We start from the raw sequence: 21035 nt of genomic DNA, 5'->3' as shown, positions 1-21035 counted from the left end.
CCTGCGCCCAGTCTGATCCCGGGCGCAGTGCAGATCAATAAATCAAAGCTCTTTAAGCTCTGCAGCCATTTGGCGGCCATCGCGGCCTTCGGACAGCTCGTAGCCGACTTTCATGTTGTCGGCGAGACCGGCCAGGCCCGACCGTTCCACCGCGGAAATGTGCACAAACACATCCTTGCCGCCTTGATCGGGTTCAATAAACCCATACCCTTTGGTGGTGTTGAACCACTTCACGGTGCCACTTGGCATTTCCCGCGTCTCCTTCTAGTTTGCACGTCGCCTTGAGGCTTCCCAAGACATCCGGCCCGTCCCGTTGTCTGAAGCGAGTGAGTCATGGCCAGACAACTTTGAGTTTTACACGGGCTGTTCGAAAATCAAGAAAAACCGGCGCATTCCACCATAAATTGTGTGCGTTCCGCGGAGAGGATGGAGGATTTATGAAGATCTATGGGCTGAAAAACTGCGATACCTGCCGTAAGGCGCTGAAGAAGATTGAAAATTCGACTCTGGTGGACATTCGTGCCGATGGCATGCCAGAGGGGCTGCTAGAGGCGGCCCTTGCGCAATTCGGCGCCAAGCTGGTCAATACGCGGTCAACCACCTGGCGTGGTCTGAGCGAGCAGGAGCGGGCAAGCGCGCCGCTGGCGCTGCTGCGCGAGCATCCGGCGCTGATGAAGCGGCCGCTGATCGACCGCGACGGGGAATTATTCCTGGGTTGGGATCAGAACACACAGGCGGCTCTTGGCGGAACTTGAACAGCTGCCTATGTCGGTAGCGGACGTTTTGGGAGAGTCACTATGCGCAACGCCGCCCTGGTTTTGGGGATCATCGCCGGTGTTTTTGGTATGATCGTGGGCTTTTTCGGCTATGGCTACACCGCGGCGGTGGAGCATTTCGGCGAGGTCGAAGGGCTGGCTGAACAGGTCGATAATGTGGAACAGCTGCGGCTGCTGGCGGTGCTGGCGCCGCTTCTGGCGATCACCGGCGGTGCGATGGCGCGGGCGCGGGCATTGTGGGGCGGGATCCTGTTGCTGGGATCGGCTGCGGGCATGTATGCGGGGTTCGGTCTCAATGTGTTTACGATCTTCCCGCTGAGCTTTGCCGCCGCGGCTGGGCTGATGGCGCTGGCGGCCGGCCAGCCGGATGAGCCCAAAGCGCATTTCTGAGGCACGCTGCCCGGCGCTGAAAAAGGCGCCGCTGCCGGGGGCAGGGCGCCTTTCCCTTGCCGGGGCGGCCGGGTCAGGCGATTGCCGGTTCCATCCGGCGGCGCAGTACAGCATCCACCGACAGGGCGCCTGCGCCTTTTACCATCAGATAGGTCAGCACAAAGATCCACAGCAGGCGCTGATCCAGGATCGCAGCATCCGGGAAGCGGTCGAAAAGGGCGCCGAGCGTCTTGATGTCTGTGGCGCCGTGGCCGACGACATCGGTGAGGGATTGAACGATGATAAAGCCGATCATGCCAAAGGACGCCAGGCGCGTGGCCAGGCCGATCACGATCATCAGCGGCAGGATAAACTCGGCGTAGGTGCCTGCAAGCACCACCAGTTTCTGCAACAGGCCGAATTGCGAGACATCATAGCCCGCAGCCTCCAGCTGTTTTGGGAAGATCTGGCTGTAGGCACCGATTGAGGGGCTGAACAGGCCGGAGAAACCGTCGCCCAGCTTGGTCAGGCCGGAGTTCCAGAAATACAGCAGCAGCGTTGACGCGAAGACAAAGCGGGCGGCCAGCGGCATCAGCCGCTCTCCGGCCCGTTCCACCAGGCCGAAAACGGCGTTGTGAATGGTGACAAGTGCGTGCATGGTCTTACCCTTTGCTGTCCAGTCCGGTTATCGCGCTGCCCTGCAACAGCAGGGCCAGCGTGGCACCCAGGTCGAATGTTTCGTTTTCGGCGGCGGCCTGGTCCAATGCCTGGCCGATGCTGGCGCCCGTCATCAGGGCACGGATCCAGGTTGCGCCGGCGGGCGGCAGGACCTGGGGAATGGGATCGTATTCGGGGCGGGTGATCAGCACATCCTGGGCCTCTGCCTGGGGCTTGGGCGCGCCGTCTTCGGTGTTGTAGCGCCAGAGGCCATGAACGGGCCAGGGCGAACGCAGCACCTGCACCGCCGGGGCCAGCTGCAGCCGGGCGTTCATCAGCGCGTCCGGCGGCAAGGCGCCAAGCGCCTCGGGCGGGATGGGGGCTGCGTCGGCGGCGTGATAGGCGCGGCGCAGGGCCAGTTCCAAACGGGCCACATCGCCAAGGTAGCCGAGGTGCTTGAGCTGTTCCATGCCCTCCAGGAATTCCGGGAAGTGCTTGCCGTAGAACATCATCAGCGGCGATGACGGCGGGTGCCGGCGCAGATACAGCCCTGCCAGCCCGTCCATGTTCTGTTTGCCCAGAAGCCTGGCAACCACCGGAAAGGCGCTGTGCATCGCTTCGGTCAGCGACACGGCAATATTGTTGCGGTAGACGCTGAAGCGGCGCCCGGCGGGCCGGGCGTGGTGATCGGTCAGACCGTCCGGAACCGGCAGGTCTGCATCCATCATGGCGCGGGTGAAGTCTGCTTGGGATACACTCATGCCGGGACGCGCTCCAGCGCGGCTGCGGCGCGGGCGGCCTCGGCCTCCAGGGTGGGCCAGTCCGGCACGTCGTTGTCCCATTCGACCAGCACCGGCTTGGGTCCGGATTGGGCGAGGGTATAATCCAGCAGCGCCCAGACCGGATCCACCACCGCGCGGCCGTGGCTGTCGATCAGCAGGGGGCGGCCGTGCTCGTCTTCATCCTCGTCAAGGCCGCCAAGGTGGATTTCACCCACTTTCTCCAGCGGGAAGGCGTCGATGTAGCCCTGCGGCGAGAAATCAAGGTTGGTGGCTGAGACAAAGACGTTGTTCACGTCCAACAGCAGCCCGCAGCCGGTGCGGCGGGAGATCTCGGCCAGGAATGCCGGCTCGGACCAGGTGCTTTCGGCAAAGGCGAGATAGCTGGAGGGATTTTCCAGCAGCATCGGCCGTCCGATGGTGTCCTGCAATTGGTCGATGTGATCGCAGATCCGCTGCAGGCTGGCGTCCGTATAGGGCAGCGGCAGCAGGTCGTTGTAAAAGCGGCTGTCATGCGTGGACCAGGCCAGATGCTCGGAGAAACTGGCGGGGTTCAGCCAGCCAACCAGGTGTTTGAGCCGGGAGAGGTGGCCGGCATCCAGCGGGTCTTCGCCGCCGATGGACAGGCCGACGCCATGCACCGACATGGCAAAACTTTCGGCAAGGCGGCGCAGCTGCGCTAGCGGGCGTCCGCCGTCCCCCATGTAGTTTTCGGCGTGGATTTCCAACCATTTGACAGCGCCCGGATCCGCAGTGACCCGGGTGAAATGCTGCGGCTTGTAGCCAACGCCGGCGGCGGCGGGCAGCCTGTCATGTGATGCGGCGTCAAGCATGGCAAGTCCTGTGTCCGGAGGCAAAAGGGGAGGGAACTCACACTCCCGCCCCCGAATTCAAGCGGCGCTTATGCCGGCTGGTCGCGCTCCAGCGGCTCCAGCGAGCCTTTGCGCTCGGTGCCGTCAGCCATGGCCGGCAGTTCAAGGCCAGTGCAGGTGCCGGCGTCAACCAGAGTCCAGGCGTTGCCCTGATAGTCGGTGGTCGAGGTGCCCGCGCAGGTGGTGCCGGGGCCGGCCGCACAGTCGTTCTGGCCAGCCAGCGAAACGCCGTAGCATTTTTCCTTGGTGGCGGCGGCAGAGGGCATGGTCGAAGCAGCGGTCAGAGCGGCGGCGACGGCGCCGGCGACGGCCAGGGATTTTGCAGTATTCGACATCTCGTGAATTCCTTTCGGGTTAACATGCGGTGTCGTGATGACAGGCAAAGCCTAACCCGCGGTTTCCGGGAATTTAAGTCACGACCCCGTGTCTCACGCCGGCGTCAGGCTATGTGAGGGCGGACCACTGCATAGAGCGTTGGTTTCAGGGGCTTTTGCCGGCGTTTGAAACAAAACGGCCCCCGAATGGGGGCCGCTGAAGCTGATCTTTCGGGGAAATGTTACAGAAGGTCCGGCGGAGTTGCTTCCGCCGCCAGCGCCTTTGTAACATTTTCCAGGGAGTCGACCTTGGTCTGCTTTTCGCCAAGACGGCGGACGGAGACGGTGCGCTCCTCCACCTCGCGGTGGCCGACGGCGAGGATGACCGGCACCTTGCCCACCGAATGCTCCCGGACCTTGTAGTTGATCTTTTCGTTGCGGATGTCGGCCTCGGCGCGCACGCCTGCCTGTTTCAGTTCCGCGACGACCTCCTGCACATAGTCATCCGCCTCGGAGGTGATCGAGGCGACAACCACCTGCCGCGGCGCCAGCCAGAACGGCAGCTTGCCTGCGTGCTCTTCGATCAGGATGCCGATGAAGCGCTCGAAGGAGCCGAGCGTTGCGCGGTGCAGCATCACAGGGCGGTGCTTGGCGCCGTCCGCGCCGATGTAGGTCGCATCCAGCCGCTCGGGCAGCACGAAGTCCACCTGCAGGGTGCCGCACTGCCAGTCGCGGCCGATAGCGTCGGTCAGCACGAATTCCAGCTTGGGGCCGTAGAAGGCGCCTTCGCCAGGGTTCAGCTCATAGGCGCAGCCCGCGGCCTCGGTTGCCGCCTTCAGGGCCGCCTCGGATTTGTCCCAGACCTCGTCCGAGCCGGAGCGTTTTTCCGGCCGGTCGGAGAATTTGACCGAGAATTTCTCGAAGCCGAGGTCCTTGTAGATGGTGGACAGGAAGTCGATGAACTTCTTGGTTTCCGCCTCGATCTGGTCTTCGGCGCAGAAAATATGCGCGTCGTCCTGGGTGAAGCCGCGGACCCGCATGATGCCGTGCAGCGCGCCCGAGGGTTCATAGCGGTTGCAGGAGCCGAATTCGGCCATCCGCAGCGGCAGGTCGCGGTAGGACTTGAGGCCCTGGTTGAAGATCTGCACGTGGCAGGGGCAGTTCATCGGCTTCAGCGCGTTCACGGCCTTTTCGCGGGCGTGCTCCTCGTCGACCTCGACGATGAACATGTTCTCCTGGTATTTCTCCCAGTGGCCCGAGGCCTCCCACAGCTTGCGGTCGACAACCTGCGGGGTGTTCACCTCGACATAGCCGCCGCGGTCCTGCTGGCGGCGCATGTAGTCCTGCAGCTGGGTGTAGATCTTCCAGCCGTTCGGGTGCCAGAAGATCTGCCCCGGTGCCTCTTCCTGCATGTGAAACAGGTCCATCTCGCGGCCCAGTTTGCGGTGGTCGCGCTTGGCGGCCTCTTCCAGCATGGTGAGGTGCGCCTTCAGCTTTTCCTTGCCGGTGAAGGCAACGCCGTAGATCCGCTGCAGCATGGCGCGGGAGCTGTCGCCGCGCCAGTAGGCGCCGGCAATCGACATCAGCTTGAAGGCATCGCCCGGCAGCTGGCCGGTGTGCTGCAGATGCGGGCCGCGGCAGAGATCCTGCCAATCGCCGTGCCAATACATCCGCAGCGGCTCATCGCCGGGAATGCTTTCGATCAGCTCGACCTTATAAGGCTCGCCCAAGTCGGTGTAATGCTGGATCGCGCGGGTGCGCTCCCACACCTCGGTGCGGACCTCATCACGCTTGTTGATGATGTCCTTCATCTTTTTCTCGATTGCGCCGAGGTCTTCGGGGGTGAAGGGCTCAGCCCGGTCAAAGTCGTAGTACCAGCCGTTTTCAATCACCGGGCCGATGGTGACTTTGGTGTCGGGCCAGATTTCCTGCACCGCGCGCGCCATCACATGCGCCAGGTCGTGGCGGATCAGCTCGTTGGCCTGGGCCTCGTCCTTCATGGTGTGGATGGCAATAGTGGCGTCGCCTTCAATGGGCCACTGCAGGTCCCAGTGCTGATCGTTGACGGTGGCGGAAATGGCTTTTTTGGCCAGCGAGGTGGAAATGCCGGAGGACACCTGCGCAGGGGTTACGCCTGCGTCATAGGACCGTGCATTGCCATCGGGGAAGGTGAGAGAGATTTGGGCCATTGTCTGGCTGCTCCTCGTCGGTTTGGCGCCCACAGAACGCCCGGTTGCGGGTATGTGTTTGGTCCGCGCGTTTTGCGGTCAAAGCGGGGGCAAGTCAAGACGGGTTTGCATGCCGCTGTAATTGCCCCTGAATTTTCCATTGTGTGCCTGTGCATGCGATTGCACATATGTGTATACAGGTAAGCAGTTGAAAAGTAACAAAAAAATATTGCAATGCAAAACGGCTTGGGGCAGGGTGGCCAGAAGATTTAACCCTATGGACATACCCGGAGGAGTGTTCCGATGACCCGCCCGAACCCGAACTTTGACCTGACGGTTGAGGATGTGGACCTGATAGAAACCGCGCTTTGCCAGTCACAGAAAATCCTGTCGCAGCGCCACCTGTCTTATGAGCATTGCGCGCATGTCGAGGGCGGGCCGAGCGGCGAAAAGGCGCTGCGGGTTGGAGAGACCTTGAGCCGGATACAGGAACTGCTTGGGCGCTTGAGCACTCGGAAGACCGTTTCCAGCCCGGCTGCGGGCGTTTCGTGACCACGCCCATCGGGGGTTTTTGAACGCAGCTGCAAACAGAAAAGAGGCGAGGGGCCGGCCCCTCGCGCTCCGCGGAGTATTTCAGACCGGAAAGAAGCCGGATCAGTTCGATGCGAAGGCGGGGATGCCTTGGCGAATCACGGCGGAATAGTCCGGGGTCACGCCGTGGGCCCGGGCGATCGGGGAAATGCTGCCCAAGGCGCGCAGCTCGCCGATTGTGCGGGTCTGGTCGAGCACGCCTTGTTCCCATGCGTAGTCCGGCAGGTAGCCATTGGCCAGCACCCGCCAGTCCAGCGGCACTTCGTCCGCAAAGGCGCGGATCATTGTCATCACCACGGTGGTGCAATTTGTAGTGAGCGAATTGTACCACTCCGGCCGGACGGCAAGGCTGTTGGCGGCGTCGACATATTGCAACAGCAGGGCGCGGGCGGTCTCGGGGCTGACGCCGATACGGAACAGCTGCACGTCTTCGCCGCGGGCGTTGGTGCGGGTTCCGATCACGTCGCGTTCATCGGCGGCCAGGATCACAAGGGTGTTGGTCTTGAACAGGTCGGCAATGGGAGAGAAGCCGCCGCCGGACTGGCGCCGCACCTCAACCGACCAGGCGATGTGATCGCCGTTGTCAAAGCCGAAGCTGACGATCATATGCGCCATTTGCGGCCCGGCCCAATAGGACATGAACAAATCCACTGTGTCGAGCGCGGTCAGGTCATAGCTGCGGGTCTCCCAGCGTTCGCTGTAGGCTTCGGGCGTCTGCCAGGCAAAGTTGCGCACATCCGTAAGCGTGAGCGTGTCGCCGTCAACCTGGCCGGTGACCTGGCGGGCCACGTCGGGGGACCAGTTGCGTTCGGAGGGCGGCGCGAGGGTGGACCACCACAGGATCACCGCGGCCAGTGCCAGTGTGAATGTGGTCAGCGCCCGCAAGGCACGCCTGCGGAGCAGACCGGCGATGACGGCAAGGCCGAGCAGGGTAAACCCGCCTGCCAGCAGGCCGCGCGGTATCGTGCCGAAGGGCAGCCGGTACCACAGCGCCAGAGCCGCCCAGGCGGTGGCGAGGGCCACGGCCAAAATGGCGGCGGCGATCACAGCGCCTTTGATGAGTCTGAACATGCCCTGGGTCCCTTGAAAATTTTCGCGGACCATAAGGAGGCAGGCGGGGGGCTTGCAAGCAGGGAGTGCCGGCGCTTGCGGGGCAGGCGCCGTCATGCCACATTTCAGGAAAAAGGACAGGAGACCAACGACATGCCCGCCACATCTTTCCTCGAGACCGCTCAGGGCCGCCGGATTGCCTATCACAAGAGCGACGGGCAGGGGCCGTGCGTGGTGTTCCTGGGCGGGCTGAAATCCGACATGGAGGGCACCAAGGCGGTGCATCTGGAAGCCTGGGCCAAAGCGCGCGGTCAGGCCTTTCTGCGGTTCGACTATTCCGGCCATGGCGAAAGTTCGGGCATGTTCGAGGAAGGCTGCATCGGCGACTGGCACGAGGACACGCTGGAGGCGGTGGCCCATCTGACCGATGGGGAGATCGTCCCGGTGGGGTCGTCGATGGGCGGCTGGCAGGCGCTGCTGCTGGCGCGGGAGGTGCCGGAGCGGATCAAGGGGATGGTCACCATCGCGGCGGCGCCGGATTTCACCGAGGACGGGTACTGGGCCAATTTTACCGACACGCAGAAGGCCGAGCTGGAGGCGCAAGGCTATGTGGAACTGCCCAGCGACTACATGGAGCCCTATCATGTCTCCAAGCGGATGATCGAAGACGGGCGCCTGCGGCTGGTGCTGCGCGCGCCGTTGCTCCTGCCCTTCAAGGTCCGTTGCCTGCAGGGAACGGCGGATACCGCAGTGTCAACCGGGACCGCGCTGCGGCTGCTGGATCATGCGGTCTGCGCCGACATGCGGCTGACCCTGGTCAAGGATGCCGACCACCGGTTCTCGGATCAGGCTTGCCTGACAATGATCGAAGACGCCGTTCTGGACGTTCTGGGCGGGGTTTGATGCGGCGGGTTCTGCGCATAGGGCAGTCTGGATGATGAAATGATTTTGCCGGACCGGCGGCAGGGTGCCGCGGCGGCGCTGTGGATGTGGTTGCAGAGGCATGGGATTGACTGATGGAACAGAGAGTAAGCCTGATTACGCTGGGTGTGCCGGATATGGAAAGGGCGGCTGCCTTTTACGAAGCACTGGGATGGCAGCGTGCGGAAAGCCCGGACGGGGTGATTGCCTTTGATCTGATCTCGCAGACGTTGGGGCTGTATCCGCTGGCGGCGCTGGCGGCTGAGACCGGTCTTGCAGAAGCGGAGCTGGGCACCGGTGCGGTGACGCTGAGCCACAACACCCGCAGCAAGGAGGATGTGGCTGCGCTGCTGGCGGCAGCAGAGGCGGCTGGCGCCGCGGTGCTGAAGCCTGCGCAGGATGTGTTCTGGGGCGGGCATCACGGCTATTTCCGCAGCCCGGACGGGCACATCTGGGAAATCGCTTTCAACCCGTTTTCAAAACTGGCCGGCAATGGCGCCTTTTGCTGGAACGGCTACTAGGCGAGGCACCGCGGCGGCAGCAGCTTTCTAAATCCGCGCAGCCGGGAAGTTTTTCTTGCTCCCGGGGGCTGTTCTCCGCAGAGTTGAGGCAACGGGTGGCAGGCAAACCGCGAGGGCAGCATATGCCTTATGACCAGCAACCGTGCCGGGAACCTTTGGTTCTGCTGCCGGGGATAATGTGCGACGGCCGGATCTTTGACGCTCAGGTCAGGAGTTTTTCCGGCAGTATGCCCGTGATGGTGCTGCCGCTGGCAGGCGGCGACACGGTGGAAAGGATTGCCGCCCGGATGCTGGCTCATTTGCCGCCCCGGTTTGCCCTGGCAGGCGTGTCGCTGGGCGGGATCGTGGCGATGGAGCTGCTGCGCCGCGCACCTGAACGGATCAGCCGGCTGTGCATAATGGGCGCGGGCCCGCTGGCGGAAACGCCGCAGCAGGCCGCTGACCGGGAACCGCATATCATCGCAGCCCGGACCGGACGGCTGATGGATGTGCTGCGTGAGACGCTGCCGCTGGAGGCGCTGGCGCCGGGGCCGGGCCGGCTGGACGTCCACAACCTGTTCTGCCAAATGGGGATGGAACTGGGGCCGCAGATGTTTGTGGCGCAGTCCCGCGCGCTGCAGCGGCGGCTGGATCAGCAGGCCACGATGCGGCGGGTGCATGTGCCGGCGCTTGTTTTGGCGGGGGAGCATGACACGATCACCCCGGTCGCCAAGCTGCGGGTGCTGGCGCAACTGATCCCGGATGCGCAGCTGCAGGTGATCGCCGGAGCCGGGCATTTGCCGGTGCTGGAGCAGCCCGACGCCGTGAACCGGGCGCTGCTGAACTGGCTGGCTGTGCCGGTGTCCTAAGAGTAAAGTTTTGCGCGCTGGTCTTTGCTGAGCAATTCGGGCTCGGCCACCGGCCTGCCGGTGGCCGCATCGAAGAACGGCGTTTCCCTCCAGCGGCCGGACAGGCGCGACGTGATCATCCGGCTGAGAATGCCCCAGGCCAAGACCCCGCCGCCCTTGGTCCGGGTCTGTTTGCCGGCAACGGGGAGGAAGGCCTTGGCGCGGATTTTGCCAAGTGCGGATTTGTCCTGGAACAGGTCTGCCCGCATCCCGGCAAAGGGCAGGGTGGGCTTGGCCAGCGTGTTTGCAAAGGGCGTGCCGCAGCAGGATGCGTACCAGCGCAACGGCCCGCGCGGTCCCAGGCGCAGCGCTTTCAGATGCGCGGCGCCCTGGGTGATGGTGATGCTGTCCGGCGCCAGCTGGAACAGATCCACCGGATCCGGCGCCGGGTCGGGCCGGCCGTGGTGCAGCTCATTGGCGCGGCAGTCGGCGCAATAGCAGGCAACACGGGTGCCGCCTTTGATGCCCTGCGCTGACACGTCGCCGCGCAAGGCCCCGCAATTGCAGGAAAACGCCAGCCCGTCCCCCATGCTGTCAGGCAGCCGCGTTCTTGTTCGCAGGCGTGTGGCCCGGTTTCCGGCGGCTGTTGGTGTTCATGAAATCGATCACCAGCGGGCGGATGTTGTCGCGCCAGCTGCGGCCGGCAAAAATGCCATAGTGGCCCGCGCCCGGCTCCAGGTGGCTGGCTTTCATGCTGTCAGGCAGGCCGGTGCACAGATCCAGCGCGGCGACGCATTGGCCGGGGGCAGAGATATCATCCTTGGCGCCTTCGACAGTTTTTACCGCCACATTGGTGATCTTGCCGATGTCGACCTTGTGGCCATTCACAATGAATTCGTTGCGGGCGATCTCGCGTCGCTTGAAGACGCGCTCGACAGTGGACAGGTAGAATTCCGCGGTCATGTCCATGACAGCCAGATATTCGTCATAGAACCGGTTGTGGGCGTCATGATCCGACGCCTCGCCGCGGGACACGCGCTGGATCTGGTCCATGAAGGCCCTGGAATGGCGCTCGCCGTTCATCGACATGAAGGAGGCCAGCTGCAACAGGCCCGGATAAACTTTGCGGCCGACGCCTTTGTTTTTGTAGCCGACCCGCTGGATCATGGTTTCCTCCAGCTGGCCCATGGTGACGCGGCGGCCGAAATCGGTGACCTCGGTCGGGGTGGCGTCCGGATCCACCGGGCCGCCGATCAGCGTCAAGGATGACGGCTGCGCCTTGGGGTCCTGCTCGGCCAGATAGGCGGTGGCGGCGAGGGTCAAGGGAACCGGCTGGCACACCGCGACAACATGGGTGTCCGGCCCCAGTTCGCGCATGAAGTCGACGAGGTAAAGCGTATAGTCCTCGACATCGAATTTCCCCGCGGAAACAGGAATGTCGCGGGCGTTGTGCCAGTCTGTCACGTAGACTTCACAATTGACGATCAAGCTTTTGACGGTGGACCGCAGGAGGGTGGCGTAATGGCCGGACATCGGGGCAACCAGCAGCACCCTGCGCGGCTGTTCTTCGCGTCCGTTGACCTTGAAATGGATCAGATCGCCAAAGGGCCGTTCGACCACAGTGGTGATGTCCACCAGATGGTCCTTGCCGTCTTCGCAGGTGAAAGTGCGGATGCCCCAGTCCGGTTTCACCACCATTCGCTGGTAAGTACGTTCCGTTACTTCACCCCAGGCGGCCATCCAGCTGAGAGCAGGGTTTGGCAAGGCGGAAAAGACCGGGTAAGATGCCATGGAGAGCGCGGTGGCGCCCAGCCATTGGTTGGTGTTCCGGACTGTCTCCATCAGATCGTAGGTCATCATGTATCGCATGCGTGTCTCCTTCGGGCTTTGCCCCTGCGTCATCGGACCATCAAATCCGGAACATTGGACCAATCGCCGCTTTGCCCTGAAAAATGCAGAAGAGTATTCTGCATAGCAGAAAGCCTATGAGGGATTCATTTATATGACAACTAGTGACGAATTTTCCGCAGTGGCCAATTCCGAGAGCATTGAAAAACTTAAGGAAAACATGAGCCGCGTTGAGGAGCTGAGCAAGCGTCTCGCCGATGTCATGTCCCGGAAGGTCCCGCATAACCCCGCTTTGGATGGTCCGAATCGAGAGCTTTATGCACGCGCAGCAACCGCCTATTGGACAGAGGCGATGCAAAACCCCGCCAAGATCCTGGAGCAGCAGATCGGGTACTGGAGCAAATCGGTGCTGAATTTCGCCGAAGCTCAGAAGGCCCTGGCCGGACAATTGGACAGCACCGATGACGGCGGCCCCGCGGACCGCCGTTTTTCGAATCCGCTGTGGGAAAGCAGCCCGTACTTCAATTTTGTGAAGCAGCAATACATGACCAACGCCGATGCGATCCGCAAAGCGGTGCAGGATGCGGGCGAATTGGACGGCAAGGACAAGCAGCGCCTGACGTATTTTGCCGACCAGATCATCGAGATGATGTCGCCGACCAATTTTCTGCCCACCAACCCGGATGCGCTGGAAAAGGCTGTTGCGACCGAAGGCCAGTCGCTGATCGACGGGCTGGAGAACCTGGTCACCGATCTGGAAGCCAACAATGGCGAACTGGTGGTGCGGCTGGCGGACGAGAGCGCCTTTGAGCTGGGCGGCAATATCGCCACCACGCCTGGCGATGTGGTCTACCGCAACCGGATGATGGAGCTGATCCAGTACAAACCCGCGACGGAAACCGTGCACGAGACTCCGATTGTCCTGTTCCCGCCCTGGATCAACAAGTTCTACATCCTCGACCTGAAGGCGCAGAACAGCATGATCAAATGGGTGACCGAGCAGGGCTATACCCTGTTTGTCGTCTCCTGGGTCAATGCGGATGCCAGCCATGCCGAGGTGGGGATGGAAGACTACATGCAGGAGGGCATCCTGACCGCGATTGAAACGGTCAAGGAGATCTGCAAGGTCAAGCAGGTGAACGCTGTCGGCTACTGCATCGCCGGCACCACGCTGAGCCTGACATTGTCGCTGTTGAAGCAGCGCGGCGATAAATCGGTGAAATCAGCGACCTTCTTTACCACGCTGACCGATTTCGGTGATCAGGGCGAGTTCACGCCGTTCCTGCAGAATGATTTCGTTGACGGGATCGAGGCGCAGGTGGAAGAGGATGGGCTGCTGCGCTCCTGGGTGATTGCACGGACCATGTCGTTCCTGCGCTCCAAGGATCTGATCTATGGCCCCGCCGTCAAAAGCTACATGATGGGCGAGACGCCGCCGGCCTTTGATCTGCTGTATTGGAACGGCGATGGCGCCAACCTGCCGGGCCGGATGGCGGTTCAGTATCTGCGGGGCCTGTGCCAGAACAATGAATTTGTCCGCGACGGATTCGAGCTGATGGGCCACAAGCTGCATATCAGGGATGTGGATGTGCCGCTGATGTCGATTACCTGCGAGACAGACCATATCGCCCGCTGGAAGGACTGCTACCGGGGGGTGCAGCAGATGGGGTCGCGCAGCAAAAGTTTCATCGTGTCGGAGTCCGGCCATATCGCGGGTATCGTCAACCCGCCCAGCAAGAAGAAGTACGGCCATTACACCAATACAGATCTGAAAGGTGACAGCGAAGCCTGGATGGAGGGGGCGGAATACCACCAGGGCTCCTGGTGGCCGCGCTGGAATGATTGGCTGAAGAAGCGGTCGGGCAAGCAGGTTCCCGCCCGCGAAGCCGGGGATTCGGGGTATCCCTCTTTGATGCCTGCCCCCGGGTCCTATGTCAGGGTCAAGGCAAACCGTTGATTTCACGGGATTTGCGATTTTTTTCTGCACCGCAGCATGAAAAACCTTGAAATGCTGCACCGCAGAAAGCATATTCTTCTCATGCTAAGAGCGCAGGATGGTCCTGCTGCAGCTTTCTGAGGAATTAGAACTATGGCAAAGACCCAAGACTTCACCGCGATGATGAAAGACTTCATGGGCGCCTTCCCGGTTGACACCAAAGCGATGGAAGACGTTTTCAAGAACACCGCAGCCCTGAACGAGAAGCTGTCCGCCGTTGCGCTGGACGCTGCCGGCAAATCCGCTGAGATCTCGAACAAGTGGACCAAAGACACCATCTCCAAGCTGGGCGATGTGTCCAAAGTCAAAGCCGACCCGGCCGACTATGCCAAAGCCGCAACCGATTTCGCCTCCGCTTCCGCTGAAGTGGCTGCTGAAAACATGGCTGCCTTTGCTGAGATCGCCAAGAAGGTCCAGATGGAAACCGTCGAACTGGTGATGGCTGCCGGCAAAGACATGGGCGAAGAAGCCACCGCAGCTGTGAAGAAGGCCACCGACGAAGTGACCTCCGCAGCGAAAAAAGCTTCTGCTGCTGCAAAGTAAGATCGACCACGGACCGGCCCTGGCTCTCCTCCCTGACGGAGCCGGACTGTGAGAAAAGGCAGGCCGCAAGGCCTGCCTTTTTGCTGTTCAGAGATCAGTCCGGCAGTCCGGCCCGCCGCAGCCCGTCGCAGTAATGCTCCAGATCTGCGGCTCTGACGAAGGGAAGGGTTTTGCTGATGCGGGCGACCGAAAACTCCGGCTCGAGGCCAAGGATGCGCCCGCATTGCCGCGCCGCCGCTGCCCTGTCTCCCAATTGGGCATAGCAGGCAGCCAAGTGGCGGTGCGGGGCCGGAAAACCGGGAAACAGCCCGACAGCCTTGTTCACTTCTGAAATGCCTGGCAGGTATTCCCGGCACATGTAGAGCGCCAGCCCCCTGAACCAGTGAAAGTAAGTTGGATGGAACGGGTTGCGGTCAGAAGCTTGGTCCAATTCGGCAAGGGCCTTCTCAGGCTGGCCCAGGTACACATAGGACAGGCCGTGGAAGGCCATCGCTTCGGTGTCGTTCGGGTTCAGGGCAAGGGCGCGCTGGAAATGGTCCTCTGCCAGGGAAAACTCTCCTTTGAACAGATGCATGATGGCCAGCCGGCGTTGCACGGCGCTGTCCAGCGGGTCGATACGGGCTGCCCGGCGCAGATAGGGGAAGGCCTGATCCAGAGTGTCCTCGGGCGACAAGCCCCAGCCGCTCATCCATTCCACCAGATATGTGAGCGCCAATCCCGAATAGGCAGACGGGTTCCCCTGGTCGCTGGCACAGGCGGTCTGATACAGCTCCCGGCACTGATGCAGGGCGTCCCGGGTGTCGAGGATCAGGGCTTTGGCCTGCAGAACCAGTTCCTTTGACGTCCAGGGGCCGCCGCTTGCCAAAACTTCGGCCGATATGCGTTTTGCGGTGGCCTGCAGCTGTCCGGCCAGGGTTTGGGTGATCTGCCGCGCCAAAGCGTCCTGACGGCTGAAGCCGGCTTGATCGTCCAGATGGTATTGTTCACTGAACAGTGTCGTACCGCTGCAGCCATCTGCCAGCGAAACGGTAACCCGCAGTTTTCCAGGCCGCTGCCGCACCGTGCCTTCGGCCAAATAGCGGACGCCGAGTTCCACCGCCGCCAAAGATGTTTCTGATGCGCTGCTGGCAAAGCGGAATGCCGTGGTGCGGGATATGACACGCAGATCCCGGAACCGGGACAGGCCGAGGGTCACGTCTTCGGTCAGGGTTTCAGCCAGACTGTCTGCTCTGGGTGCACCAGGGGATTTGTTCAGAAAGGGTAAAACGGCGATGGACACTTCGTAGGCGGGGCCTTCGGCTTCAAAGCGGGGCAGCGGGTTTTCGGCGATGCGGAAGATCCGCACCGGGTCTGAGATATTGCGGATGACTTGCAGGCCAAGATCGTCAAAGGCGGCATTGATCCTGCCGCGGACCTGCTCTTGAACCGTGCCGGACACGCAGATTTCACCGGGCCCGGCAAGGCTTTCGAGGCGGGCCGCGATATTGACACAGCTGCCGAACAGATCGCCCCCGGCAGCAATGACGTTGCCTGTGTGAATTCCCATTCTAAGGTGCAGATGGGGCGGCGGGCGGCTGGCAGCCAAGGCAGCGGTCCGCTTGGCAATCAGCAAGGCGGCTTTCACCGCTTGCACAGAGGTTCCGAACTCCAGCAGAAAACCGTCGCCCAATGTTTTGACAAGCTGACCTGAATACTGATGCGCCACAGGCACGACGATGTCGTCCGCAAGACTGCGAACCGCGGCAACCGCCTCCGCTTCGCCGGTTTCAACCAGCGCGGAAAACCCAGCCACATCGGCAATAAGTACAGCAGCTTGTCTTTGTCTGTCCCCTTGGTCAGCCATTATTCCCGCTACCACAGACTCAAAAGACCCTGACTGATTTATATCACATTGAGAATCTATTTTCGCACCTCAAATGCAAAATGTTCAGTATTTGTTCATGAGTTCCCGTCCTGAAGTCAAAACTGCGCATTGCGGAGGCTGTTTTTCTGCGGCCGACGGCCAGTTATCCGGCGCAGTTCCCAGTGTCTATCTGCTGATCCAATGCCGGGCCTTCGGCCCAATCGCCGGATTTGATCAGGATATGCTTGAGGCTGCGCACAACATAGCTGGCGTCATTGCCATGGCGTCGGGCAATCTCGCGGACCCGACTGCAGGTGTGGCGCAGATCGCTGCCCAAGGGTCGGGCACCCAGGGCCGCCAGTTTCCGGTCCCAGGTATCCTGGCGGCTGAGGCCGGTAGCCACATGCCCGTGCCGGACCAGGTCTTGGATGACGGCGGTGCCAGTGGATCCGGTGCCGCCGGGAATCAGGATTTTCATGTCCCGCGCGTTCAGGATGCCGTTTCTGGTGCGGGATCCTCTGTCAAATCTCGAGCCGGGTTGTGGTCACGCGTCTTGGTTGCAGCCGCTGCAGGGGAGGCAGGAACAAATGTTGCTGAAAACATGCGGAGGCTTCCCTTTTGTTCTGCGCTGGCATAGGCTTTGCTGCAATGCGTCATGACCGGGGAGGGATTACATGGCAGAACAGGACAAACCCTTGCTGATCAAACGATACGCGAGCCGCAGGCTTTATAACACCGAGACCAGCGATTACGTCACGCTGGAGGATATCGCTGGGTTCATCCGGGAAGGCCGCGAGGTGCAGATCGTTGATCTGAAGACCGGCGACGACCTGACACGGCAGTATCTGTTGCAGATCATTGCTGAGCATGAAAGCCGCGGCGAGAATGTGTTGCCGGTGAATGTGCTGAACGATCTGGTGCGCAGCTACATGGTGCCCGGCGGCGGGGTAATGCCGCAGTTCCTGCAGTCTTCCTTTGATATGCTGCGCGAAAGCCAGTCAAAGATGATGGAAAACATGAGCGCGATGAACCCGATGGCGAAGATGCCGGGGTTCGAAGCGATGAAGGCGCAGCAGGAAGCGTTTCTAAAGGCAATGACCGGCGGAATTGGCGCGGCCGGCTGGACCGGCGGCGCGTCCGGGGAAGAGAAATCCGAAGACGGTGAGGACCTGGACGACATCAAGAAGCAGTTGGCCGAGCTGCAGGAAAAATTGTCGAAGATGAAGTGAGGCGATTGACAGCGCGGGGTCCTGATCACCGGGGCAGCCGCCTGGCCGCAAACAATCTCCGGCTGTTCCTCACAGCCGGGCTTGGCACCGCGTTGCGGTGCCATTCTCGTTTAGCTTCTTTTATCAGTGAGGTTTGCTGCGCCCATGCGCTGCGGCGGGGATCAGACCCCGGAAGCGGCGGTCAGGCGCGTGGTTTGATTTTCAGGATATTGTGCAGCCGGTGGTAAGGCGCGTTCCTGACGATTTCGTCCAAATCGCCGGTTTCCGGCTGCGGTTTGGAGCGATAGAACAAATAGACGCTCGCAGCAAAAGACAGGGTGCAGGCCCCAGTAATTGCGCTGACGATGACAGTTTCCAGTCCCATGGCTTCAATCATGCTGTTCTCCGGTTTCGGGTCCAATATAGGCATAGACCGCTGAAAATTCCATATCACTTCGCAGTGTTTGTGTGATTTGCCGCTTGCAGAACGTGGCGGGCCAGGGTTTCTGCCGCCTCGCGCTCTTGTGCCTTGAGACGCTGCCGCGCCCGTCCCCCGAGGCGGGAGGCGGTGGCGAAGATGAAGCCGGAAAAGGACAGCAGAGTAAGGCCAAAGGCCAGCCCGCCGGTTACAGTGCCGGCGATGGCGGCGGCGAAGCTGGCCAGCAGCGCGCCGGCGGCGAGCCGCTGCGACCATTGGCCGATGACCTGATCCGCATCCTGGACCTGGGCTTCGGCATCGCCGGCGCGGGTGGCAAAGGCGGTCAGCAAATCCGCCACCGTGACTCCGGTTTCCGGATCATTTGCGGCTCCGATCGCAGCCAGAAGGGCCGCCCGTTCGCCGCTGCTGGCGGAAACCGCGCGCATGACCTGCATCAGCGCGTCCTCGCTGACGGGATCGCCCATGCCAAGCGCATTGGCCATTGCCACCAGGGCTGTGGCCGGGCGCCGTTCGAATTCGGGAAGCGGAGTCATGGCTGCAAACTGGACGGCACAGCCCAGGATTGCAATCACGAAAAACCCCGGCACAGGGCCGGGGCGGTTGCGTGGTCTAGCACCGGTGCTTTTCAGGCGGCTGCCTTGGCCATCGTTTCCTTGGCCGCAGCCAGCAGAATATCTGCAATGACATCCAGCTCGGCACGGGTCAGGCGCACCGGCAGCCGCACGTCGCAAGCCTTCATCAGCATGGCGCGGGTTTGCGGCAGCTCGGGCTGTTCGCGCAGGAACTGCCAGTTCCAGAAGGCGCGGGCGTTGTCGCTGGAGAGGCCGAAGACCTGCACTTTGACTCCCTTGGATTCTGCCGCGCTGGCAAAGGCGCGGGTTTGCGCCGCGCTGAGACCCGCCAGGTTGAACTGGATCGAATCCGGCGCGCGGCGTTCAGGGGCAAGCGGTGCTGGCACGTCAAAATAAGGGGAGGCATTCAGACGCGCGGCCACATAGTCATGGTTGGCCCGCCCGTCGCGCACCCGGCGTGCCAGTTCCGGCAGCTGCGGGCGGATCACGGCAGCGGACAGATTGCTCATCCGCAGATTATATAGCGGCAGCTGGTTCTGCCACTTGGCGAAAGCCTGTTCCAGATCCGGGGCATTTTCACCATGCGGGCCCTTGTGTTTTTTCCAATTGTGCTCGTAAGCGCCGGACATGATGACAGCGCGGGCAATCAGGTCGGCGTCGTCGGTGATCAGAATGCCGCCTTCGCCGGCGTTGACCATTTTGTAGGACTGGAAGGAAAAACAGCCCGCCGTGCCGATGGTGCCGATGTTGCGGCCGTTCCAGGTGGTGCCAAGCGAATGGGCCGCGTCCTCGACCACCGGGATGCCGCGGGCGTCGCAGAGCGCCATGATCGCGTCCATGTCCGAGGTGTGGCCGCGCATGTGGCTGATGATCACCGCCTGCACACCGCCCAGTTTGGCCTCAAAATCCGCCATGTCGATGCGGTAGTTTTCGCCCACCTCGCACAGAACCGGCACGCAGTCGGCGTGCACCACCGAGGAGGGCACCGCGGCAAAGGTGAAAGCGGGGATCAGCACATGTGCATCGCGGGGCAGGCCAAGCGCCTTCAGTGACAGGAACAAGGCGGCAGAGCAGGAGGAGACTGCCAGCGCATATTTGCTTCCCAAAAGGTCTGCATACTCCTGTTCCAGCAGCGTCACAGGTGCGTTTTCCGGCGCAGTGTAGCGGAACAGATCGCCCGACTGCATCAGGGCCTCAATGGCCTCACGGGCAGCTGCGGGAATGGGTTCAGCGTCATGAACGTTGGGCGGCAGAGCCATATTTCAGAATCCCGAATTGTTTCTGTGGAAAATGTAAATATGGATGCCGGAGTTGCCAAGGGTCCCTGCAGCGGAAATCGCCGCTGCAGGCGAAATTTCACAGAACTGTTGCGGAGTTGCGCGGAAACCGGCCACTCGGACAAGGATGGAAGGGACTGTCAGATCCCCAGCCGGTCACGCAGGGAAAACCAGGTCATGGCCAGAGCCAGCAGCGGAGATCGCATCCGCGGCCCGCCCGGGAAACGGGGCGCGGGGACCTGGGCCAAGGTGTCGAAGCCCTCGGCCTGGCCCTGCAGGGCCAGTGCCATCAGCTGGCCCGCATGGGTGGCGGTGCCGACGCCGTGGCCGGAGTAGCCCGAAGCAGACAGGACATTCGGCGCAAGGCGCGCCAGATAAGGCATCCGCTTCATGGTGATGCCCAGGGTTCCGCCCCAGGCGTAGTCGATACGGACGTCTTTCAGATGCGGGAAAATCTGCTGCATCGGTTTGCGCACGGTGGACGCGATGTCGGCAGGAAAGCGGTAGCCGTAGCTTTCGCCGCCGCCGAACAGCAGGCGCTTGTCATCGCTGAGGCGGAAATAGTTCACCACGAATTTACTATCTGCCACCGCCACGTCACGGGCAAGCACCCGCGCGGCATCCGTGCCCAGCGGTTCGGTTGCCACGATGAAATTGTTGATCGGCATCACCCGCGCGGCGACCTGGCGGTTCAATCCGCCCAGGTAGCCGTTGCAGGCAAGGATCAAATGTCCGGCTGTAACAGTGCCGCTTGCAGTCCGCACGCGGATTTGCGCGCCTTCCTGGATGTCCAGAACCTCGCTTTGCTCGCAGATCTGCGCGCCGGCGCCTGCCGCAGCCCGGGCCAGGCCCAGGGCAAAGTTCAGCGGATGCAGATGGGCGGCCCCCATGTCCAGCGAGCCGCCCTTATAGGCGGGAGAGGGGCAGACGGTCTGCAGCCCGGCTTCATCCAGCGGCTGGATCTGATCGTAGCCATAGCAGTTTTGCAGGTGCTCGGCGTAGGCGCGTTCATGGGCGGCCTCGCTTTTGGAAAAGCACGCATGGGCAATGCCGGGTTTCAGGTGGCAGTCGATTTGGTGCCGGTCAATCAGCGCTTTCACCAGGTTTTTGGCGTCCTCGCCCAGCTGCCAGAGCTTTTGCGCTTCGGGCTCGCCCATCAGCGCTTCCAGCCCGTCCTGTTCCATCCGCTGGCCGCTGCCGAGCTGGCCGCCGTTGCGGCCCGAGGCGCCAAAGCCCGCGCGGTGCGCCTCCAGCACAACGACACGCTGCCCGGCTTCGGCCAGATGCAGCGCAGCGGACAGGCCGGTATAGCCGCCGCCAACGATGCAGACATCCGCTGTCAGCTCCCCCGCCAGAGCCGGAAATCGCTCCATTGGCGTGGCCGTCGCTGCGTACCAGCTGTTTGGATAATGGCCCTTGCGGTCATTGGAATAGAGCAGGTTCATGCCCATCACGCACCTCTGT

The 21035-nt window shown here is 62.0% G+C and carries 24 protein-coding genes; 9 read left to right on the top strand and 15 right to left on the bottom strand.

The genetic code is table 11. The features are described from left to right. Positions 1-42: 42 nt before the first annotated feature. Positions 43-249: a cold-shock protein gene (locus AC0KW6_RS06080; protein WP_323776660.1), complete on the bottom strand. Its 207-nt coding sequence runs from the start codon at positions 247-249 to the stop codon at positions 43-45. Positions 250-437: 188 nt separating this feature from the next. Here AC0KW6_RS06080 and AC0KW6_RS06075 point away from each other — a divergent pair, with 188 nt between their 5' ends. Then, positions 438-755, top strand: a complete 318-nt coding sequence (locus tag AC0KW6_RS06075) for an ArsC/Spx/MgsR family protein (protein ID WP_474034424.1) — start codon at positions 438-440, stop codon at positions 753-755. 42 nt (positions 756-797) lie between these two features. Next, complete coding sequence (locus AC0KW6_RS06070) at positions 798-1166, top strand: hypothetical protein (RefSeq protein ID WP_323776663.1); 369 nt, start codon at positions 798-800, stop codon at positions 1164-1166. 73 nt (positions 1167-1239) lie between these two features. On the opposite strand, the gene AC0KW6_RS06065 is transcribed toward AC0KW6_RS06070, so the two are convergent. The 5 genes from AC0KW6_RS06065 to thrS all read right to left on the bottom strand — a co-directional run bounded on the left by AC0KW6_RS06065 (position 1240) and on the right by thrS (position 5956). After that, a complete protein-coding gene (locus AC0KW6_RS06065; RefSeq protein ID WP_474034423.1) occupies positions 1240-1803 on the bottom strand; it encodes a DoxX family protein in 564 nt (187 codons plus the stop codon). 4 nt (positions 1804-1807) lie between these two features. Next, entirely contained in the window at positions 1808-2563 is a 756-nt protein-coding gene (locus AC0KW6_RS06060; protein ID WP_474034422.1) for an HvfC/BufC family peptide modification chaperone, read from the bottom strand. Then, positions 2560-3414: an MNIO family bufferin maturase gene (bufB, locus tag AC0KW6_RS06055; protein WP_474034421.1), complete on the bottom strand. Its 855-nt coding sequence runs from the start codon at positions 3412-3414 to the stop codon at positions 2560-2562. The genes AC0KW6_RS06060 and bufB overlap by 4 nt, the downstream gene beginning before the upstream one ends. Before the next feature lie 68 nt (positions 3415-3482). Further along, on the bottom strand, positions 3483-3788 hold the full coding sequence (locus AC0KW6_RS06050) for a BufA1 family periplasmic bufferin-type metallophore (protein ID WP_474034420.1): 306 nt from the start codon (positions 3786-3788) through the stop codon (positions 3483-3485). 221 nt (positions 3789-4009) lie between these two features. Beyond that, complete coding sequence (gene thrS, locus AC0KW6_RS06045) at positions 4010-5956, bottom strand: threonine--tRNA ligase (protein ID WP_474034419.1); 1947 nt, start codon at positions 5954-5956, stop codon at positions 4010-4012. A gap of 282 nt (positions 5957-6238) precedes the next feature. On the opposite strand from thrS, the gene AC0KW6_RS06040 reads away from it, so the two are divergent. Further along, complete coding sequence (locus AC0KW6_RS06040) at positions 6239-6487, top strand: hypothetical protein (RefSeq protein ID WP_323776670.1); 249 nt, start codon at positions 6239-6241, stop codon at positions 6485-6487. Between the two features lie 102 nt (positions 6488-6589). Here the strand turns inward: AC0KW6_RS06040 and AC0KW6_RS06035 are convergent, their stop codons facing one another. Then, the gene (locus tag AC0KW6_RS06035; RefSeq protein ID WP_474034418.1) at positions 6590-7597 is read right to left on the bottom strand and encodes an Lnb N-terminal periplasmic domain-containing protein; all 1008 of its coding nucleotides are present in this window, start codon (positions 7595-7597) and stop codon (positions 6590-6592) included. A 132-nt stretch (positions 7598-7729) separates the two neighbouring features. Between AC0KW6_RS06035 and AC0KW6_RS06030 the strand changes: the two genes are divergently transcribed. The 3 genes from AC0KW6_RS06030 to AC0KW6_RS06020 all read left to right on the top strand — a co-directional run bounded on the left by AC0KW6_RS06030 (position 7730) and on the right by AC0KW6_RS06020 (position 9866). Next, positions 7730-8479: an alpha/beta hydrolase gene (locus AC0KW6_RS06030; protein WP_474034417.1), complete on the top strand. Its 750-nt coding sequence runs from the start codon at positions 7730-7732 to the stop codon at positions 8477-8479. A gap of 113 nt (positions 8480-8592) precedes the next feature. Next, entirely contained in the window at positions 8593-9018 is a 426-nt protein-coding gene (locus tag AC0KW6_RS06025; protein ID WP_323776674.1) for a VOC family protein, read from the top strand. Between the two features lie 227 nt (positions 9019-9245). Beyond that, the gene (locus AC0KW6_RS06020; RefSeq protein WP_474034416.1) at positions 9246-9866 is read left to right on the top strand and encodes an alpha/beta fold hydrolase; all 621 of its coding nucleotides are present in this window, start codon (positions 9246-9248) and stop codon (positions 9864-9866) included. On the opposite strand, the gene AC0KW6_RS06015 is transcribed toward AC0KW6_RS06020, so the two are convergent. Continuing rightward, positions 9863-10435 (bottom strand): DUF6151 family protein, encoded by a 573-nt coding sequence (locus AC0KW6_RS06015; protein WP_474034415.1) that lies wholly within the window; start codon positions 10433-10435, stop codon positions 9863-9865. The genes AC0KW6_RS06020 and AC0KW6_RS06015 overlap by 4 nt on opposite strands. Before the next feature lie 4 nt (positions 10436-10439). Beyond that, on the bottom strand, positions 10440-11714 hold the full coding sequence (gene phaZ / locus AC0KW6_RS06010; RefSeq protein WP_474034414.1) for a polyhydroxyalkanoate depolymerase: 1275 nt from the start codon (positions 11712-11714) through the stop codon (positions 10440-10442). 133 nt (positions 11715-11847) lie between these two features. Here phaZ and AC0KW6_RS06005 point away from each other — a divergent pair, with 133 nt between their 5' ends. Both AC0KW6_RS06005 and AC0KW6_RS06000 read left to right on the top strand, forming a co-directional pair. After that, entirely contained in the window at positions 11848-13650 is a 1803-nt protein-coding gene (locus tag AC0KW6_RS06005) for a PHA/PHB synthase family protein (RefSeq protein WP_323776681.1), read from the top strand. Positions 13651-13782: 132 nt separating this feature from the next. Beyond that, positions 13783-14232, top strand: a complete 450-nt coding sequence (locus AC0KW6_RS06000) for a phasin family protein (protein WP_323776683.1) — start codon at positions 13783-13785, stop codon at positions 14230-14232. 94 nt (positions 14233-14326) lie between these two features. On the opposite strand, the gene AC0KW6_RS05995 is transcribed toward AC0KW6_RS06000, so the two are convergent. Together AC0KW6_RS05995 and AC0KW6_RS05990 are read right to left on the bottom strand one after the other, a co-directional pair. After that, complete coding sequence (locus tag AC0KW6_RS05995) at positions 14327-16075, bottom strand: adenylate/guanylate cyclase domain-containing protein (RefSeq protein WP_474034413.1); 1749 nt, start codon at positions 16073-16075, stop codon at positions 14327-14329. Between the two features lie 163 nt (positions 16076-16238). Further along, complete coding sequence (locus AC0KW6_RS05990; protein ID WP_474034411.1) at positions 16239-16553, bottom strand: hypothetical protein; 315 nt, start codon at positions 16551-16553, stop codon at positions 16239-16241. Positions 16554-16749: 196 nt separating this feature from the next. On the opposite strand from AC0KW6_RS05990, the gene phaR reads away from it, so the two are divergent. Beyond that, positions 16750-17304, top strand: coding sequence for a polyhydroxyalkanoate synthesis repressor PhaR (gene phaR / locus AC0KW6_RS05985; RefSeq protein ID WP_323776687.1), 555 nt, complete (start codon positions 16750-16752; stop codon positions 17302-17304). A 181-nt stretch (positions 17305-17485) separates the two neighbouring features. Here the strand turns inward: phaR and AC0KW6_RS05980 are convergent, their stop codons facing one another. From AC0KW6_RS05980 to AC0KW6_RS05965, 4 genes are all read right to left on the bottom strand, one after another. Further along, on the bottom strand, positions 17486-17680 hold the full coding sequence (locus tag AC0KW6_RS05980; protein ID WP_024089577.1) for a hypothetical protein: 195 nt from the start codon (positions 17678-17680) through the stop codon (positions 17486-17488). Positions 17681-17733: 53 nt separating this feature from the next. Continuing rightward, on the bottom strand, positions 17734-18255 hold the full coding sequence (locus AC0KW6_RS05975; RefSeq protein WP_323776689.1) for a hypothetical protein: 522 nt from the start codon (positions 18253-18255) through the stop codon (positions 17734-17736). A gap of 92 nt (positions 18256-18347) precedes the next feature. Continuing rightward, positions 18348-19553: a DegT/DnrJ/EryC1/StrS family aminotransferase gene (locus AC0KW6_RS05970; protein WP_323776691.1), complete on the bottom strand. Its 1206-nt coding sequence runs from the start codon at positions 19551-19553 to the stop codon at positions 18348-18350. A 158-nt stretch (positions 19554-19711) separates the two neighbouring features. Next, entirely contained in the window at positions 19712-21022 is a 1311-nt protein-coding gene (locus tag AC0KW6_RS05965) for an NAD(P)/FAD-dependent oxidoreductase (protein WP_474034409.1), read from the bottom strand. Positions 21023-21035: the final 13 nt, after the last annotated feature.

Source organism: Leisingera sp. SA215 (assembly GCF_055902035.1).
This window is presented reverse-complemented; position numbering and strand designations above follow the sequence as displayed.